Annotated in this window: 15 protein-coding genes; 11 read left to right on the plus strand and 4 right to left on the minus strand. The window is 70.0% G+C overall.

Annotation, left to right across the window (positions count from 1 at the left end; all coding sequences use genetic code 11):
* Nucleotides 1–59 precede the first annotated feature (59 nt).
* The 11 genes from arsB (at nucleotide 60) to C7444_RS20420 (ending at nucleotide 9,145) form a co-directional block, all read left to right on the plus strand.
* The gene (arsB, locus tag C7444_RS15015; RefSeq protein ID WP_110401666.1) at nucleotides 60–1,127 is read left to right on the plus strand and encodes an ACR3 family arsenite efflux transporter; all 1,068 of its coding nucleotides are present in this window, start codon (nucleotides 60–62) and stop codon (nucleotides 1,125–1,127) included.
* Entirely contained in the window at nucleotides 1,124–1,846 is a 723-nt protein-coding gene (gene arsH / locus C7444_RS15020) for an arsenical resistance protein ArsH (RefSeq protein WP_110401667.1), read from the plus strand. The genes arsB and arsH overlap by 4 nt, the downstream gene beginning before the upstream one ends.
* A 344-nt stretch (nucleotides 1,847–2,190) precedes the next feature.
* Entirely contained in the window at nucleotides 2,191–2,634 is a 444-nt protein-coding gene (locus C7444_RS15025; RefSeq protein WP_110401668.1) for a bactofilin family protein, read from the plus strand.
* Nucleotides 2,631–3,281, plus strand: coding sequence for a hypothetical protein (locus C7444_RS15030; protein ID WP_110401669.1), 651 nt, complete (start codon nucleotides 2,631–2,633; stop codon nucleotides 3,279–3,281). The genes C7444_RS15025 and C7444_RS15030 overlap by 4 nt, the downstream gene beginning before the upstream one ends.
* A gap of 124 nt (nucleotides 3,282–3,405) precedes the next feature.
* Nucleotides 3,406–5,040 carry a hypothetical protein gene (locus C7444_RS15035; protein ID WP_146219409.1) on the plus strand — a complete coding sequence of 545 codons (1,635 nt, stop codon included), beginning with the start codon at nucleotides 3,406–3,408 and terminating at the stop codon, nucleotides 5,038–5,040.
* A 48-nt stretch (nucleotides 5,041–5,088) separates the two neighbouring features.
* Nucleotides 5,089–5,625 (plus strand): GTP-binding protein, encoded by a 537-nt coding sequence (locus C7444_RS15040; protein ID WP_110401671.1) that lies wholly within the window; start codon nucleotides 5,089–5,091, stop codon nucleotides 5,623–5,625.
* Between the two features lie 49 nt (nucleotides 5,626–5,674).
* A complete protein-coding gene (locus C7444_RS15045; RefSeq protein WP_110401672.1) occupies nucleotides 5,675–6,313 on the plus strand; it encodes a hypothetical protein in 639 nt (212 codons plus the stop codon).
* Between the two features lie 67 nt (nucleotides 6,314–6,380).
* The gene (locus C7444_RS15050) at nucleotides 6,381–6,743 is read left to right on the plus strand and encodes a roadblock/LC7 domain-containing protein (protein ID WP_110401726.1); all 363 of its coding nucleotides are present in this window, start codon (nucleotides 6,381–6,383) and stop codon (nucleotides 6,741–6,743) included.
* A 29-nt stretch (nucleotides 6,744–6,772) separates the two neighbouring features.
* Nucleotides 6,773–7,270, plus strand: coding sequence for a PAS domain-containing protein (locus C7444_RS15055; RefSeq protein WP_110401673.1), 498 nt, complete (start codon nucleotides 6,773–6,775; stop codon nucleotides 7,268–7,270).
* Nucleotides 7,267–8,016: a phosphate/phosphite/phosphonate ABC transporter substrate-binding protein gene (locus C7444_RS15060; RefSeq protein ID WP_110401674.1), complete on the plus strand. Its 750-nt coding sequence runs from the start codon at nucleotides 7,267–7,269 to the stop codon at nucleotides 8,014–8,016. The genes C7444_RS15055 and C7444_RS15060 overlap by 4 nt, the downstream gene beginning before the upstream one ends.
* Before the next feature lie 52 nt (nucleotides 8,017–8,068).
* Nucleotides 8,069–9,145: a FimV/HubP family polar landmark protein gene (locus C7444_RS20420; RefSeq protein ID WP_211317578.1), complete on the plus strand. Its 1,077-nt coding sequence runs from the start codon at nucleotides 8,069–8,071 to the stop codon at nucleotides 9,143–9,145.
* Between the two features lie 13 nt (nucleotides 9,146–9,158).
* Here C7444_RS20420 and C7444_RS15070 read toward each other — a convergent pair whose 3' ends face one another.
* The 4 genes from C7444_RS15070 to cysM all read right to left on the minus strand — a co-directional run bounded on the left by C7444_RS15070 (nucleotide 9,159) and on the right by cysM (nucleotide 12,770).
* Entirely contained in the window at nucleotides 9,159–9,926 is a 768-nt protein-coding gene (locus tag C7444_RS15070) for a hypothetical protein (protein WP_110401675.1), read from the minus strand.
* Nucleotides 9,927–9,932: 6 nt separating this feature from the next.
* Nucleotides 9,933–11,147 (minus strand): ammonium transporter, encoded by a 1,215-nt coding sequence (locus tag C7444_RS15075; protein WP_110401676.1) that lies wholly within the window; start codon nucleotides 11,145–11,147, stop codon nucleotides 9,933–9,935.
* 142 nt (nucleotides 11,148–11,289) lie between these two features.
* Nucleotides 11,290–11,754 (minus strand): NUDIX domain-containing protein, encoded by a 465-nt coding sequence (locus tag C7444_RS15080; protein ID WP_245909594.1) that lies wholly within the window; start codon nucleotides 11,752–11,754, stop codon nucleotides 11,290–11,292.
* Nucleotides 11,755–11,864: 110 nt separating this feature from the next.
* Complete coding sequence (cysM, locus tag C7444_RS15085) at nucleotides 11,865–12,770, minus strand: cysteine synthase CysM (protein WP_110401678.1); 906 nt, start codon at nucleotides 12,768–12,770, stop codon at nucleotides 11,865–11,867.
* Nucleotides 12,771–12,823 lie beyond the last annotated feature (53 nt).

Genomic DNA, 12,823 nt, shown 5'->3' on the forward strand with positions numbered 1-12,823 from the left:
ATCCTGATTATTTCCATCAAAATGGAAAGATCGAATCTGCCTGCCCCCGGCCTCGCCCCATGAGCACCTCCGCCTTGCCCCGTCACGAAGCGCCCGCGCCGATGAGCGTGTTCGAGCGCTACCTCACCGTCTGGGTGTTCCTGTGCATCGTCGTGGGCATCGCGCTGGGGCAGTGGCTGCCCGGCCCGTTCCAGGCCATCGGCCGCATGGAGGTGGCCCGGGTCAACCTGCCGGTGGGCCTGCTGATCTGGGTGATGATCATCCCGATGCTGCTGAAGGTCGACTTCGGCGCGCTGCACCAGGTGCGCCAGCACTGGCGCGGCATCGGCGTGACGCTGTTCGTCAACTGGGCGGTCAAGCCCTTCTCGATGGCGCTGCTGGGCTGGATCTTCATCCGCCAGGTGTTCGCGCCCTGGCTGCCGGCCGAGCAGCTCGACAGCTACGTGGCCGGCCTGATCCTGCTGGCCGCCGCACCCTGCACGGCGATGGTGTTCGTCTGGAGCCGCCTCACCGGCGGGCACCCGCTGTTCACGCTGTCGCAGGTGGCGCTCAACGATGCCATCATGGTGTTCGCCTTCGCGCCGCTGGTGGCGCTGCTGCTGGGCCTGTCGGCCATCACCGTGCCGTGGGACACGCTGATCACCTCGGTGGTGCTGTACATCGTGATCCCGGTGGTGATCGCGCAGGTGTGGCGCCAGGTGTTGCTGCGCCAGGGTCAGGCGGCTTTCGACGCGGCACTGGCCAAGATCGGGCCCTGGTCCATCACGGCGCTGCTGGCCACGCTGGTGCTGCTGTTCGCCTTCCAGGGCCAGGCCATCATCGCGCAGCCGCTGGTGATCGTGATGCTGGCCGTGCCCATCCTGATCCAGGTGTTCTTCAACTCCGGGCTGGCCTACTGGCTCAACCGCCGGCTGGGTGAGTCCCACAGCGTGGCCTGTCCGTCGGCGCTGATCGGCGCGAGCAACTTCTTCGAGCTGGCGGTGGCGGCGGCCATCAGCCTGTTCGGCTTCGAGTCCGGCGCGGCGCTGGCCACCGTGGTGGGCGTGCTCATCGAGGTGCCGGTGATGCTGCTGGTGGTGCGCGTGGTCAACCAGAGCAAGGGCTGGTATGAGCGGGGCGTGTCGTGATGGACGCGCTGCATGACCTGCCCAACATCGACCCGGCGCTGTGGGCCGTGCCTTCGCCGGCGGCCCTGCAGCCGGTGGCGCCGGCCCGCCACGCGCCCCGTTTCCTGCTGCTGTACGGCTCGCTGCGCGAGCGCTCCTTCAGCCGGCTGCTGACGCAGGAGGCTGCCCGCCTGCTCGAGGCCATGGGCGGCGAGGCGCGCATCTTCGACCCCACTGGCCTGCCGCTGCCCGATGGGGCGCCGCACACGCACCCGAAAGTGGCCGAGCTGCGCGAGCTGGTGCGCTGGGCCGAAGGCATGGTGTGGTGCTCGCCCGAGCGCCATGGCGCGATGACCGGCATCATGAAGGCGCAGATCGACTGGATCCCGCTGTCCGAAGGGGCCGTGCGCCCGACCCAGGGCAAGACGCTGGCGGTGATGCAGGTCTGCGGCGGCTCGCAGTCCTTCAACGCGGTCAACCAGTTGCGTGTGCTGGGGCGCTGGATGCGCATGCTGACCATCCCGAACCAGTCGTCGGTGGCCAAGGCCTTCCTCGAGTTCGACGAGGCCGACCGCATGAAGCCCTCGCCGTACTACGACCGGGTGGTCGACGTGATGGAGGAGCTGGTCAAGTTCACGCTGCTGACCCGCGACCTGACCCCCCATCTGGTCGATCGTTACAGCGAGCGCAAGGAATCCGCGCAGGCCCTGATGGCCCGGGTGAACCAGCGCAGCCTCTGAGCCACCGGGTCACCGGGCCATCAGCGCCCGTGCGCGGCACCGGCCCGCCCGACCCCGACCACTGCCTCGACCACGGGAGGACCGGCTGGAGCGGGTGCATTTCCCGCTCCAGCCCGGTGCCCGGGCCACCCCCTCGTTCCGGTGGCCGGTGCCGGTCCATGCCCCTCGTCCGCGGCAGGCATGAGCGCGCAAAGGTCTTTTTTTGGTCTCGGTCACGATCTCGCCCCGAGGTGGTGCCTACAATCAAAAGGCGTGTTACGAATCTTGCATAGCTCATCCGGCTGTGTACAAAAGATCCCCGTCGTGGTGTTTTCCGTGTGTTTTTTCAGGATGCCGCCGGTTGTATGAGTTCCTCTTCCCGAATTTCTTCCCGCCAGCCGGCTGCCGCACGAAGCGGTGGCTGGTTCGGCCGCCGCAAGAAAAACGACGATCCGCTGCAGGAGCGCATCGACTGCCTGATCGGTGCGGACGTGGCCATCCAGGGTGATGTCGTCTTCGCGGGTGGCTTGCGCATCGACGGGCAGATCCGCGGTGACGTGACCGTCTCCGACATCAAGGCGGGCACGCTGATGATCGGCGACGAGGGCCGCATCCAGGGCGACGTGCGCGTGTCCCACGTGATCATCTACGGCCACATCGAAGGCACGGTGTACGCGTCGGGCCTGGTCGACCTGAGACAGAACGCCCGCATCTCCGGCGACGTGCATTACGGTGCGCTCGAGATGCAGGCCGGCGCGGTCATCGAGGGCCATCTGGTGCCGCACCGGCAGAACGGGGGCACGCAGTGATCGCCGCGGCCGACCCCGCGTTCGTCTACCTGCCCAGCGGGCGGCTGTCGCCGATCGACGGCCTGGACGACCTGCCCGCCTGGCGCCACCTGAGCGCTCAGGTCGCGCGCGACCGGCTCGACCTCGAGTCCCAGGTGCGCCGGGTGCTGCTGGCCTGCCGGCCGGCGCTGCGCGACCGGCTGTTCGGCGCTCTGCTCGACCTGTTCCTGGCGCTGGACACGCGGGGGGTCGAGTTGCGCCGCCAGGTGCTGGACCAGTGCGGCGAGCACCTCGAGGCCGAGGACGAGCAGTTCCTGCGCCGTCACCTCGAGCGCGGGCTGTCGGCCGACGTGCCGCTGCCGGCGGGCAGCGCCGCGCTGCTGGACCCGTCGATCTCCGGTGCCCGCCACCTGGTGGCCTTCCAGCGCCGTTCGGTCAGCGAGTCGCAGGGCCCGCTGGCCGAGGCCATCGAGCGCCTGGAGAACGGTGACCTCGAAGGGGCCCGCACCCTGCTGGAGGCCGCCGTGCTGCGCGAGCCGGGGGACGAGGCACTGGCGCGCGAGTTGCAAGGCATCTACCACCACAGTCGCGACGACGCCGGGCGCCAGGCCATGGTGCAGCGCTTCCAGGACGAACTGGGGCATGTGCCGATGCTCTGGCAGGCCTGAGCCCCTCGGCGGCCCCGATGCACCGGGGCCTGCCCGATGCGGACATGCCGAACCCCTGTCCTTCGACTGACCCGACCTAGAGCAATCACCTGTGGACTTCCCGAAACATCAAGACCGGATGCGCGTGGCACTGCTGTCCCTGCCGCCGCGCACGCAGGCCGTGCTGGAGTTCTTCTTCGCCAACACCGGCCGGACCAGTTTCGCCTCGGTCCCCGACCACGAAGCCGACTTCGCGATCTACGACCAGGACACGCTCGACTCCCGGCTGCACTGGGAACGGTTCCACGGGCAGTCCGGCAAGCCGGGCATCGCGCTGTCGATGCAGGCCCACGAGTCGCCGGGCACGATCTGGGTCCAGAAGCCGCTGACCCCGGCCGCGCTGCTGAGCGCATCCGCCCAGATGCGCACGCTGCGCAGCGCCCCGCCGGCAGCGGCCGAGCCCGTGCCGGCCCCGGCCCCGGTGGAGGTTCCCGCCCCGGCGCCAGCGCCAGCGCCGACACTGTCTCCCGCACCCGCACCCGCACCCGCACCCGCACCCGCACCCGCACCCGCACCCGCACCCGAGGTGGTCGTGGTGCAGCCCGAGGACGTCGTGGTCGTCGAGGCCCGTGCCCGGGTGCAGGACTGGCCGGAACGGGCCGCCCCGGCGATGCAGGCCCGACCGGCCGAGCCGGAAGGGGGCAAGAGCGGGCGGGTGGGCGGATTCTTCCGCAAGCTGTTCGGCGCTCGTGTCGAGGCGCCGGCCCCCGCGCGCCGGCCCGTGGCCGAGCCGGTCGCGGCCCCCGCGTCGCCCGCTGAATCGGTGATCATGCCGGTGGTGCCGATGCCCGCGCCGCCCCCGGTGGCCGAGCCGGCGTCGATGCTCATCACCGACGTCGATGTGCGTGAACTGACGCCGGTCGCCGCGCCGACCCCGCCGGTGCCTGAGCCGGTGCAGGATGCCGCGCCGCAGGCCGTGCCCGAGGCGGCGGCCGCGGCCGAGCCGGTCGCCGTGGAGATCGAGCCCCAGCCTGAGGCGGCCGCGGCGCCCGAAGGCGTCGCCGTGCTGTCGGCGGGGCAGGGCGAGCTCGAGGACGAGGCGCTGTGGTGCGGCACCCGGTCCGACTTCGACGCCGCCCAGCTCGAGGTGTCGCAGGAGATCCGCTACCCGCTGCAGAACACGCTGGCCAGCGTGCTCACCGAGGCCTATCTGGTGGCGACCAAGTGGCAGGTGCCGACCCAGATCGACACGCCGGCCGGGGTCGTGGTCGTGGACACGACCCAGAACCAGGCCTACATGGATTTCGATCCGGCGCTGCTGCAGGCGCTCTACGCCCAGGTGCTGCCCAAGCGGCTCAAGACCCGCGCGGTCAGCCGCCAGGAGTTCGCCGAGCTGCAGGCCCGCTGGGCGGGCCGCGTGGCCGTGCACCGGCTCGATGGCCTGCTGTGGCAGGCCGGCGCGCTGACCGCGGCCGGGCGCCTGCCCCTGGGGGCCGACGTGCAGCGCACGATCTTCCTGAAACATTGGCCCAACCTGAGCCGTCTGCGCAATACGCCACACGCGATGCGCATCGCGGCGCTGTGGGCGACCCGGGGTGGCACCCTGATGGATACTGCGGGCACGCTGCGCATCGACCAGCGCCACGTCTTCGCTTTCTACAGCGCAGCGCTGGCCCTGGACCTCATCACCGAGGATGGCAGCCAAATCCGCCGCGCCCAGCGCAAGTCGACCCGCAACAAGGGTCTGCTCACGCGCCTGTTCAGCTGGCTGCAGAAATAACGAGGAAGGCAGACAAGTCGGCGCCGGATCGCCCCTTGCAAGAACCACATGGCTCATACAGACCACAAGATCATCTTCACCGGCCCGGTGGGCGCGGGCAAGACCACGGCCATCGCCTCGATCAGCGACATCGAGCCGATCCGCACCGACGAGTCGGCCTCGGACATGACGACGCGCCGCAAGTCCAACACCACGGTAGCGATGGACTACGGGATGATCCGCCTGGGCCCGAAGGAGAAGGTGCACCTCTACGGCACGCCCGGCCAGGAGCGCTTCGACTTCATGTGGGACATCCTGACCAAGGGGGGCATCGGGCTGGTGCTGCTGCTCGACAACACCCGTCCGGCCCCGTTCGAGGACCTGCGCTTCTACACCAACGCCTTCCGCGGCTTCATCGACAGCACCCGCCTGGTGATCGGCGTGACGCAGATGGACGCACGTCCGACGCCGACCATCGACGAGTACGTGCGCCAGATGAAGGAGCTCGACCTGGTGGCGCCGATCTTCGAGGTCGATGCCCGTCGCCGTGACGACGTGTCGACGCTGATCCGCGCCATGCTGCTGTCGATCGAGCCTGCGCTCTGACCGATCGCCGCACCCCCTCCGAGTTGCCCCGCTGCTGACTGCTGCTGCCATGGACCACTACACGCTGACCGGCGAGTTCTACCTGCACCCGACGCCGTCGGGGGCCTACTACGCGGCGAGCCGTCCCACGCGTGATCCGGCCCGCACCTTCCTGCAGCGCCTGCTGCGCGAGCCCGAGACGCCGCTGCTGACCGCCGCGCTGGTGCAGGACTGGATGCAGATGGACGAGGCCGATGCGCTCGAGTTCATCTACCGCCTGCAGTCCTCCGGCTTCGTGCAGGGCCTGCCGATGCGGGTCGAGGTGCCGCAGGAGCGCATCGAGGCGCTGCTGCCGCCGCTGCTGGCCCAGCTGTCCGACGAAGGCCGGGCGATCCTGGCCGAGAAGCGCGGCCTCTACCTGGGCACCGCCGGTTTCGCCCACGAGGCCGCCGAGGAGCTGGCGGCGCTGGGCGCCGACCTGGCGGTGGTGCACGAGCGCCATGCCCGCCTGCTGCACGGCAACCTGCGCCTGCACAGCGACGGCTGGGGCATGGTCAACGCCAGCGGCTACAGCGAGCTGGGCTTCTGGCCGCTGTACTTCGGCGACGACTACTTCATCCTCATCATCGGTGGCATGCCCCGCTTCAATCAGGAGGCCTTCACCTCGCTGATCTGGACGCTGGGCGTGCGCTACGGCGGCCAGCAATGACGCTGACCGTGCAGTTGATCTTCTTCCTTTTCCCTGTTGTTGTTTCCGCCTTGCAAGGGTGAACCTGATGCGTGCTGACCTCCTGAATTCCATCCTGAGCGAGCTCAACGGCTCCACCGCCGACATCGAAGCCTCGGCCGTGCTCTCCACCGACGGCCTGATGATGGCCTCCATGCTGCCCGCCGGCATGGACGAGGACCGCGTGGGCGCGATGAGCGCCGCCATGCTGTCGCTGGGTGACCGGACCTCGCGCGAGCTGGCGCGTGGCGAGCTCGAGCAGGTGCTCGTCAAGGGCCACAAGGGTTATGTGCTGATGACCCACGCCGGCCAGGACGCGGTGCTGACCGCGCTGTGCAAGCCCAACGCTCGTCTGGGACTGATCTTCCTGGACGTCAAGCGCGCCTCCGACGCCATCAGCAAGATCATCTGACCGATGTCCGTCTTCCGTGGAGTTGAACCATGACGGACATGGACACGGCCTATCTGGTCGACGCCCCGCACCGTGAGGTCACCGTGCGCTATCACCACGGGCGTGAGCGCCGGCTGCTGGTGATCGAGCACGAGGTGCCTTATCCCGATGGCAAGCTGATCGTCTCGCGCACCGATCCGCAGGGCCTGATCACGCACGCGAACCAGGCCTTCGTCGACATGTCGGGCTACGAGCGCGAGGAGCTGATCGGCGAGCCGCACTGCATCCTGCGCCATCCGGACATGCCGGCCGCCGCGTTCAAGGACCTGTGGGACACCGTCGCGCGTGGCGACAAGTGGCAGGGCTACGTGAAGAACCTGCGCAAGGACGGCGCCTGTTACTGGGTGCTGGCCACGGCCATCCCGAACGTGCGCAACGGCAAGGTGGTGGGCTACACCTCCGTGCGCCGCAAGCCGTCGCGGGCCAAAGTGAACGAATGCATCGCGCTGTACGCGCGCCTGCGTGCCGAGGAGCTCGCCGCATCATGACCCTGCAGCTCACCGTCAGTCCCGACTTCTCGCCCGACCACATCGCCGGCTGGTACGTGTTCAACACCTGGCTGCAGCGCAAGCTCGGCGAGCGTGTGCACCTCGAGCTGTTCGACGACTTCGAGTCCCAGCGCGCGGCGATCGCGGCCGACCAGATCGACCTGATCTACGCCAACCCCTACGATGCGGCGATGCTGGTGCGCGAGAAGGGCTTCGTCGCCCTGGCCGCCCCGGTGGGCAAGCAGGACGAGGCGGTCATCGCCGTGCTCGACAGCTCGCCCATGCAGGCCGTGGAGATGTTCCAGCCCGGGCTGCGCATCGCGGTCACGCGGGATCCGGACGTCAACCTGATCGGCATGATCATGCTCGAGCCGGCCGACCTGAACCGCGACAACACCCAGACCCAGCAGGTGTCCTCCTACGTGGTGGTCGCCAAGCAGCTGCTGCAGGGCAAGGCCGATTGCGGCTTCTTCCTGAAGGAGGCCTTCGAGGACCTGAGCGCGCCGATCCGCCGGCAGCTGCGGCCGCTGGTCACCAGCCAGATCAGCGTGGTGCGCCACGTGCTGCTGGCCGGACCGCGCTGCGCGGCGCTGATCGAGCCGCTGCGTGCGCAGCTGCTGGCCATGAGCCAGCCGGGTTCGGACGGCCTGCGGGTGCTCGAGGCGCTGGGCCTGCCGGGCTGGGAGATGCAGGACCATGAAGACACCGAGTTCATGATCGATCTGATGGACACGTTGATGGTCTGAGCGGGCTGCCGCCCGCCCGATCGCTGCTGATGTAGATGTGAAGGTGCCCCCCGTGAGTTCTCTGCTTCGTCTCGCTGCTTCAGGACTGATCCTGCTGGCCGGCTCCCAGGCGCTGGCGCAGGTCGATGCGCCCGCACCCCCGGCGTCGGCGGTGCAGCGCCTGACCGTCCAGCGCGACACGCTGTGGAACTTGGCGGGCGCACTGTCGTCGGTCTATCCGGGCCAGAGCCGGGCGCAGATCATGGTGGCGGTGCTGCGCACCAATCCGGACGCTTTTGTCCGCGGCAACCTGCACCGCCTGCGCACCGGTGCGTCGCTGAAGCTGCCGGGGGTGGCACAGGTGCAGGCCGAGTCGCGCGCCGATGCCGACGCGCTGGTCGCCAGCCACCTGGCCAAGATGCGTGACCCCGCGGTGATCCCGCCGCTGCCACCGCTGGGCGGCGGGGGCGTGGTCGTGCCGGCAGCCCCGGCGGCTTCCGTTGCTCCTGCGGCTCCGGCCGTGGTGGCCGAACCGGCACCGGTCCTCGCCGCCCCGGCGCCCGAGCCGGCGGTCGTGCCGGCGCCGGAGCCTGCACCCGGGCCGGTCGCGCCGCCCCGGGTGGAGGTGGCCGGCGGGCCGGTGGTGACCGAGCCCGTGCCGGTCGCGCCGTCTGCGCCATCTTCTTCCGGGCTGTCCTGGCTGCCCTACGGCCTGGGCGTGCTGCTGCTGGTGGGTCTGACGCTGCTGTGGCGCCAGCGCGCCGCCCTGAAGGCCGCCGGCGCCGACGAGACCGTCGAGGCGCCCCAGGCGAGCCCTGCGAAGGCGCCACGCACCACGGTGTTCTCGAATGCGGCGGCCGACATGGCCCGTCTCGTGGAGACCACCGCCGCCTCGCGCCAGCTGGTGCAGGCCCCCGCGGGCCGGCAGATCGAGCCGGTGGCCGTGATGGCGATCGACTCGGCCCGCCTGGTCACGGCCCGGGATGCGCAGCTGCAGTTGCAGATCGCCCGCACCTGGATGGACCTGGGCCGTGCCGAGGCCGCCCGCCGGCTGCTCGGCGACATGCTGGCGGCCGCACCAGCGGCCACCTGGACGGCCGACGTGCAGGCCCTGCTGGCCCGCCTCGGGTCGGCCGCCACCCGGGCCTGAGCCGGCCCCGCCTTCAGATCAGGCGTCGGGGCGGAAACCGGCGCGCCTGCGGGTGCTGCCCGGCCACACGCACCGCACGGGTCAGCATCTGGTCGGCCTCGACCGGCCCCAGCGTCTCGCACAGCGCGACGTAGAGCAGGTTCACCGCCTCGGACAGCTCGGCCTCGTCGCCCGGGATCAGCCAGCCGTGGTTCATCGGCTGGCGCCACGCGTCGAGCAGCGCATCCCGCAGGTCGCGGCGCAGCCGGGCGCGCTCCAGCGCTTCCAGCGCGGCGCGGCGCAGGTCCGAGAAGTCGCGTGGACGGTCCTGCTGCACCTCGTCGAGCAGCGCCCGCCAGAGCGCGGAGAAGACCACCACCTCGTCGGGCGCATCCGTCGGGTCCGGGGCCCGGGCCCTGGACGGCTCCGGCGACTCGGTCGCGGCCACGGGCGCCGGCGGTGCACTGACCGGTGCGGGAGGGGCCGCCGGTGGCGCCGGCACGACGGGCGGCGCGGCCACCGTGCGCGAGGCCTGCATGGCCGGCCACGGGTCCATCGGCAGGTCCTGCTCCGGCAGCTTCAGCGCTTTGTAGTAGCTCTCGTAGAGCCGTTTGCGGCTGACGGCATCGAGCAGGTTGCGGCCTGCCACGTCGTCGATGTAGCCGATGATGTCGGAGACCGCATCACCGCGCATCGTCTCGTGCTGCAGCCACAGGGCGGCCAGCAGGGCCTCCTCGTCCAGCAGCGGGCTGAGCACGAGGCAGGCCGCGCGCCGGCGCAGGACCATCGGATTGGTGGCCATCGGTGTTCAACCTTCCATCTTGATGCGGCTCGGCGAGTCCTGGAATTCCGGATAGCCGATCTCGAAATGTTCGGTGAAGTCCAGCCCGCGCTGCTCGTTCTGGGTCGGTGCGCGCAGCCCCATGACCTTGTCGATGGCCTTGAAGACCATGAAGGCCACCGGGAAGCTCCAGGCGAAGCAGGCCACGATGCCCAGCAGCTGCACGCCCACGCGCTGCAGGTTGAACAGGTCACCCTCGAAGAACAGGCCGGCGGCGATCAGGCCCCAGGTGCCGGCGATGCCGTGCACGGCGATCGCGTCGACCGCATCGTCGATGCGCAGCCGGCGGATGCGCTCGGCGCCCCAGCTGGCCAGCACGCCGCCGATCAGGCCCGTCAGCAGCGCGGTGGCCGGATTCAGGCTGCCCGCTCCCCCGGTGATCGCCACCAGGCCGGCCAGGCTGCCGTTGACCGAGGTGGTCATCAGCACCTGCTTGCCCGTCAGACGCTGGTAGGCCAGCGAGCCCAGTCCGCCGGCGCAGCCGCCCAGGTAGGTGTTGAGCAGCACGATGCCCAGGTTGGCGCTGTCGAGGCCGCTGATGCTGCCGCCGTTGAAGCCGAACCAGCCCAGCCACAGCACGAAGCCGCCCAGCGCGACCATGGGCAGGTTGTGCCCGGGGATGTCCCGGACCTCGCCGTTGCGGCCGAAGCGGCCCAGGCGCGGTCCCAGGGCCAGCAGGCCGGCCAGCGAGCACCAGGCGCCCACCGAGTGCACGGCCCCGTCACCGGCGAAGTCGACGAAGCCCAGCTGCTTGAGCCAGCCGTTGGGGTTCCAGGCCCAGTGCGCGAACACCGGGAAGACCAGCAGGCCCATGACCAGGGCGAAGACCAGGTAGGCCCCGTAGCGGGCCCGCTCGGCGATGGCGCCCGAGACGATCGACACGGCGGTCGTGGCGAACATCATCTGGTAGAGCAGGCCGATGCCTTCCATCGGCTTGAGCGCCAGCGGCACGAAGCCGGACACGCCGAACCAGCCGCCGGCGCTGTCGCCGAAGGCCAGGCCGTAGCCGACGGCCCAGAACGACACCCCGACCAGGCAGGTGCCGAGGTAGATCTTCATGATCACGTTGATCGAGTTCTTGGCCCGGATCAGCCCGCCTTCGACCAGGGCGAAGCCCGCCTGCATGAAAAACACCAGGGCGGTGCAGATGGCGACCCAGGCCAGGTTGATCAGCTCATTCATGGTTCGGCAGATTGGATGCAGGAGTGGAGGGGTGCGACGCGAGTATCGTCGCCGTTGACGTCAACGCAAAGACCGCGCCAGTGACCCCTTTCGGGGGGCGCAGTCCGCTTTTTTGCAGTTTTCCGGCGTGTTCCGGGCGGCTTCAGTCGAGCCAGCGCGGCTCGATGTCCTGCTGGCGCAGCCACTGCGCCAGCGCCTGGCCGGTGCCCTGCGGCCAGCAGCGCAGCTCGTGGGGCTCGAACAGCCGGTAGTCGCACAGCTCGGGCGACAGGCGGATCTCGCCCCGCGCCCGGGCGTGGTAGGCGATGATCACCTGGTTCAGGCGCTGGTATTCGTAGACGCCGACCAGGCTCAGCGACTGGACCTCGAGCGAGGTCTCTTCCTGCACTTCGCGCCGGATGCCTTCTTCGGCGGTCTCGCCGGCTTCCATGAAGCCGGTGATCAGGCCGTAGAACTGGTTGGGCCACACCGCGTTGCGGGCCAGCAGCACCCGGTCGCCGCGGTCGCTGCACTGCACGATGGCCGCGAGCACCGGCGTGGGGTTGTTCCAGTGCGTGAAGTCGCAGGCGGTGCAGCGCAGGCGCAGGCGCGGGCCGCCGTCTTCCATCGCCTCGCGCCATGCCAGCCGGTGGCTGCAGCGCGGGCAGAAGTTCCAGTCCCCGGCCTGGCTCTCGGAGTGAGCCTGGGTGCCGTCGGGCGAGGTCTGGAGCGGCGTCTTCATGCCGGAAACACGCCGGTGGACAGGTAGCGGTCGCCGCGGTCGCAGACCACGAAGACGATGGTCGCGTTCTCGACCTGACGGGCGATCTGCAGCGCGACCCAGCAGGCACCGGCCGCGGAGATGCCGGCGAACAGGCCTTCCTCGCGGGCCAGCCGGCGGGCCATGTCCTCGGCGTCGGCCTGGGTCACCGAGACCAGCTCGTCGACGCCGCTGGGGTCGTAGATGCTCGGCAGGTAGGCCTGCGGCCACTTGCGGATGCCGGGGATGCGCGAGCCGTCGGCCGGCTGGGCGCCGATGATGCGCACCTGCGGGCTGCGTTCCTTGAGGTAGCGCGACACGCCCGTGATGGTGCCGGTCGTGCCCATCGCACTGACGAAGTGCGTCACGCGGCCGTCGGTGTCGCGCCAGATCTCCGGCCCGGTGCTCTCGTAGTGCGCGCGGGGGTTGTCCTGGTTGGCGAACTGGTCGAGCACGCGGCCCTTGCCGTCGCGCTCCATCTGGGTGGCGAGGTCGCGTGCGTATTCCATGCCGCCCGCCTTGGGCGTCAGGATCAGGTCGGCCCCGAAGGCCTTCATCGACTGCGCCCGCTCGACCGACAGGTCCTCGGGCATGATCAGCAGCATGCGGTAGCCGCGCACGGCCGCGGCCATCGCCAGCGCGATGCCGGTGTTGCCCGACGTGGCCTCGATCAGCGTGTCGCCGGGGCGGATGTCGCCGCGTTCCTCGGCGCGCCGGATCATGCTGATGGCCGCCCGGTCCTTGACCGAGCCGGCCGGGTTGTTGCCCTCCAGCTTGCCCAGGATCACGTTGCCGCGCTGTTCGACCAGCGCACCGGGCAGTCGCTGCAGACGCACCAGCGGCGTCGATCCGATGACGTCTTCAACCGTCTTGTATCTCGTCATGAGGCCTCCTGGGGCGATTGTGGCAGCAAGCGCCGGGCCTTGCCGAGGGCCGT

The organism is Sphaerotilus hippei, from assembly GCF_003201595.1.
GTDB classification, from domain to species: Bacteria; Pseudomonadota; Gammaproteobacteria; order Burkholderiales; family Burkholderiaceae_C; genus Sphaerotilus; species Sphaerotilus hippei.

Coding starts and splice junctions, on each gene's coding strand:
- C7444_RS15050 (WP_110401726.1), top strand. CDS start 6,381: ATGCGTGCTGACCTCCTGAATTCCATCCTGAGCGAGCTCAACGGCTCC.
- cysM (WP_110401678.1), bottom strand. CDS start 12,770: ATGACGAGATACAAGACGGTTGAAGACGTCATCGGATCGACGCCGCTG.
- C7444_RS15070 (WP_110401675.1), bottom strand. CDS start 9,926: ATGGCCACCAATCCGATGGTCCTGCGCCGGCGCGCGGCCTGCCTCGTG.
- C7444_RS15075 (WP_110401676.1), bottom strand. CDS start 11,147: ATGAATGAGCTGATCAACCTGGCCTGGGTCGCCATCTGCACCGCCCTG.
- C7444_RS15040 (WP_110401671.1), top strand. CDS start 5,089: ATGGCTCATACAGACCACAAGATCATCTTCACCGGCCCGGTGGGCGCG.
- C7444_RS15060 (WP_110401674.1), top strand. CDS start 7,267: ATGACCCTGCAGCTCACCGTCAGTCCCGACTTCTCGCCCGACCACATC.
- C7444_RS15080 (WP_245909594.1), bottom strand. CDS start 11,754: ATGGAAGACGGCGGCCCGCGCCTGCGCCTGCGCTGCACCGCCTGCGAC.
- arsB (WP_110401666.1), top strand. CDS start 60: ATGAGCACCTCCGCCTTGCCCCGTCACGAAGCGCCCGCGCCGATGAGC.
- C7444_RS15025 (WP_110401668.1), top strand. CDS start 2,191: ATGAGTTCCTCTTCCCGAATTTCTTCCCGCCAGCCGGCTGCCGCACGA.
- C7444_RS15055 (WP_110401673.1), top strand. CDS start 6,773: ATGACGGACATGGACACGGCCTATCTGGTCGACGCCCCGCACCGTGAG.
- C7444_RS15045 (WP_110401672.1), top strand. CDS start 5,675: ATGGACCACTACACGCTGACCGGCGAGTTCTACCTGCACCCGACGCCG.